At 51.0% G+C, this 4172-nt stretch carries 3 protein-coding genes; 2 read left to right on the forward strand and 1 reads right to left on the reverse strand.

Going from position 1 to position 4172, the window contains the following annotated elements:
• On the reverse strand, positions 1-298 hold a 298-nt coding region (locus AB7S66_RS11655; RefSeq protein ID WP_428520195.1), incomplete at its 3' end, for a hypothetical protein.
• Positions 299-341: 43 nt separating this feature from the next.
• On the opposite strand from AB7S66_RS11655, the gene AB7S66_RS11660 reads away from it, so the two are divergent.
• On the forward strand, positions 342-2957 hold the full coding sequence (locus AB7S66_RS11660; protein ID WP_428520197.1) for a PD-(D/E)XK nuclease family protein: 2616 nt from the start codon (positions 342-344) through the stop codon (positions 2955-2957).
• On the forward strand, positions 2954-4172 hold a 1219-nt coding region (locus AB7S66_RS11665; RefSeq protein WP_428520199.1), incomplete at its 3' end, for a UvrD-helicase domain-containing protein. The genes AB7S66_RS11660 and AB7S66_RS11665, both read left to right, overlap by 4 nt.

The raw sequence follows: 4172 nt of genomic DNA on the forward strand, positions 1-4172 counted from the left end.
GATAAGCTCCCATGCTCTTGAAGAAGAGGGCAAACCGGAAGGTGCTGTGGTCGGTGATCAGTGATCGTGGACTCGAGGTAAGCAACAGCTTCCCTGAGACCACGATACCCAAAGCCATGGCAAGGAAAGGCGCATTTGCCTTCAGGTAGGGGATGTTGAAATGGCCAAGCGCGGTAATGAAATAGGGGCCCAGTATCAGCCAAAAAAGCAGGCTGAGAACCATGGCAAGAGCCATGCTTAAGGCTGAACTTCCTGCCTCTTTATCCTTCTGCATCAAGTTTCTTCTTGGTTTTTCCATGACGTACGCTCATCGTACACACAAACATGATATACTGCAACGTATGAGTCTATCACAAACGAAACGTTCCTATGTGCACGAGGCTTTTGACCAGGGATTGATCTGTGTGTTCCCCACCGAGGTTGCAGCTCGATCATACCTGACCGATTATGCGCTCCATGGGAAACATCATGCAATCCTGGCGGAGAGAGCAATCTCCTATGATACCTTTCGGGGCTATTTCCTGCCTCATCATGAAACCATGGTTCCGGCAAACAGCCTTACCCGTCAGCTCTTTATCCATCAGCTACTCGAGTCGGGGAGCTTGCTTCGCTGCTTTCTCAATCCAACGTATCCGGAGATGAACAACCGGGTGAAAGGATATCTTGCCAAGGTATTGCCATCCCTCCGGGAAGCATGCCAGGAGGAGGTGCTCAGCAACCTTGACTCTGCCATGAAACAGGACCTCCTGGTGCTCTACGGGCAGTACCAGCAGTTCCTGGATGAGCATCTACTGTTCGAACCCAGGTACGAGAAGCCGAGCATTCCCGATGACTGGGACACTGGAAAGTCATATTGCATTCTTTTCTCAGATACCAACCCAGAGGCGGAGAGTTTGTACGAACAGCTGGGAAGGCCTTCCTTCATGGAACTAAGGAAAGCTCCTGAAGAGGATCCTTCAGTATGCTTGGAAGTGTTTCCCAACCACCTCGTGGAGATCAAGCAAACGCTGAAACGTGTGAGGGATCTCCTGGATGCAGGAGTGGAGACACACCAGATTGTAATCGGCAGTACTGCAACCGACACCCTCATGGATGTACTCCGCGAGGAAGCTATGCTCTATGGTATCCCCTTGACGGTCAGGGAAGGGAAATCGGTACTCGCCTACAGCAGTGGGCGGTTTCTCAGTCTGCTCCAAGAGGTATACGATGAACAGTTCAGCCTGGAAAGCCTGAAATCACTCTTGCTCGACCCTGGTATTCCCTGGGCTGAGGGAGAAAAACATCGTGTTTTCATCAAGCGTGCAGTCAGTCAGTCAATCATGCATGGCTCCCTGTATGGAGAGGACCAGTACAGTTCCTTGCTGGGAGACTGGGAGTTGCAGATGTGGTATGAAGGTCTGAAGCAGAGCATCATTGCAATTGTCCAGGCTGAGGATATTGAGGACCTTCGACGGAAAATCAATCACTTCCAGGATACCTACTTCATTCCAACACAGTGGGTCGGCACCCCAGGGGAGGATGTCTATGCGTTCTGCCTAGATGCCATGGCCCAGGTAGGGGATGCGATGGAGAAAACCGGAATCACCTCGTACCCCAGGATCTTCTCTTTTTTACTCGCACACCTACAGAACAAGCGATATGTATTTCAGCAGAAGAGTGAGGGTATTGCCGTCTACGGGTGGCCTCAGGTATCGGTATTGAATGCTGATTATCTTTTCATCCTTGCCCTTGACCAGGAAGGGGCCCGGTGTGTTGAACGCCCCTTGGATTTTCTGCCTCAACAGATTGAGAAGGCGCTGCGCAGGGAGGTCGATACCACCGAGGCCCATTTCCGCTGTGCAACCCTCGCTGAAGGAAAGAGGTTCCTCTCCTGCCATATGCGTCGCTATGAAGGGGAGATGATGGTTCCTTCCTATTTCCTGCAGCATGGGCGCCTCTCTCTGTATGAACCAAATCTGGATGCCATCACCGATCCATTGGCTGCAGAACTGTTTCTCTACAAACACACAGTGCTTCCTGATGTGAAGGCAACAGCAAGCCAGAGGGATTGGTTCCTTGCAGCCAAGAAAACGGTACTTGCTGAACGTGCTGACGACTATACACGCCATCCCATCAAGCCTGACCTTGTTGCAAGGCTGAAGGATGAGAAGGGGAGATTCCCGTTCTCCCCAACCGGCATAGACCAGTTTGACCACTGTCCGTATGCATGGCTTGCAAGATATCTCTATGGGCTGAAAACAGAGGAGTATGAAGTGCAGCCGGTGGACCACCAGAAGATTGGGATGCTCCTTCACTCAGTCTACCAGCGGTTTTTTTCTGAGATTCGTGACTATGATCCCCGGAAAATGGAGCTATATAGGGAGCGTCTGTATACACTGTTTGACGAGTGTCTGGTCTCCTATTATGGGCAGCGTGGGCCTTCCCCATCAATGAGGAGCTGGATCATCGCAAGCTACCGGGAGAAGGTGGCATCCATTCTTGATGGGGAATCGGCACTATTCGCCCATGGAAGATCCATTGCATTCGAGGAGTCATACGAGGTAGAACAATTTCCCCTTCTCATAAACGGCCGAATCGACCGTGTGATCAGCCTTAATCCCCCAGAGGATACCAAGCTTGCTGTCATCGACTATAAAAAAGGGGTTCCGGAGGTAAAGCGTGTTTCGGGGCATCTTGAATCATTCCAGCTACCCGTTTACCGGTTCTTGTTGACCCATGACCGTGATGTCTCCGTATCCAACGCTTCCTACTACAGCGTCAAGGATGAGAAGTACTACACGCTTTGGGCCCGGGAAGATGATCCATCCGCACTACTTTGTGAAGAGCAACTGCAACAGCGCATGGAGAATCTGCTTGATGCCGTGCAGGGTGGGCATCTGATGGCAACGCCCTCAAAGAAGCATTGTGGTACCTGCCCTTACCGATCCTTGTGCCGGAGGAGGTACGCAACTCTATGATTCGATTTGAAGACTTTCTAAAACATACAAACGCAAGGCTGGACGATAGCCAGAAGAAGGCAGTGAATGTCCTGAACAACTGTGTTGTCTCTGCCGGAGCCGGTTCAGGCAAGACCACGGTTCTCAGTTACCGATTCCTTCGTCTGGTTCTTGAAAGAAAAGCCCGCTGCGATGAAATCCTGACCCTGACGTTCACCCGGAAGGCAGCAAGGGAGATGCATCAGCGTATTCACAAGCACCTGCTTTCCTGTATCCAGGACGAAGAAATTGCCAAACAACTTGAGACCTTCAGTGAAGTTGCAATCTCAACATTGGACAGCTTCTGCGCAACGGTAGTACGAAGCAATTCGGTGGCTTATGGAGTGCCTCAGGATTTTGTCATCGATGATGAGAAAAACCTGGGCACCATCCGCCGAGTAGCTACTGAACTGCTGGACGCGTATCCACAGAGCCCTGGGGCGAAGTTGCTCAGTGAGCTCTATACTCCTGATACCTTGATAGACAAGGTATTTGTCCCCCTGGCAAGTACCTATTATTGCCTCCCCAATACTGTTGAGGAAGGTGGGGCTGAGCGCATTCTTGCAGCAGTAGAGAGGGAGTATGAACGTCTGCTTGTCCAATACCGTGAGATATTGAATCTCTATGCTTCTTTCACCGACAAGGGCAATACGGTGCAAGGCTACAAGAGCGATGCACAGTTGATGCTCTCCAAGATGGATGGTTGTGAAAGCAAAGAGGAATTACGATCCTTGCTGTGTTCCGAGGTTGCCCATCGCAGGGCTCCGGGAAACGGGAAGGCAGAGGATATCCAGACCATCAAGGATACGGTGGCGATATACAGGGAACTGAGGAGCAAACTCTGCATGGCGTTGAGTATCATGCTTGCCCAGGACCAGCTCCATGCAGTGATGGATTTCATGCAGGAGTTTGTAGGCAGGTACCAGAGAGAAAAACGTTCGAGCGGGATTCTTACCTTTGCCGATGTCTCTACCCTTGCGGTTACAATGCTTGCTGAGGACAAGGCCTTGCGCTCTTTCTACAAGAAGAAGTTCCGCTACATCATGATTGATGAGTTCCAGGATAATAATGCTCAGCAGAAAGCAATGCTCTACCTGCTTGCCGAACGACTGGACAGGGAAGGGGATGGCATCCCCCTGCCTGAGGATTTGCAGAAGGACAAGCTGTTTTTTGTAGGGGATGAGAAGCAGTCGATCT

The sequence above is a fragment of the Sphaerochaeta sp. genome (genome assembly GCF_050178175.1).
Classification (GTDB): Bacteria; Spirochaetota; Spirochaetia; order Sphaerochaetales; family Sphaerochaetaceae; genus Sphaerochaeta.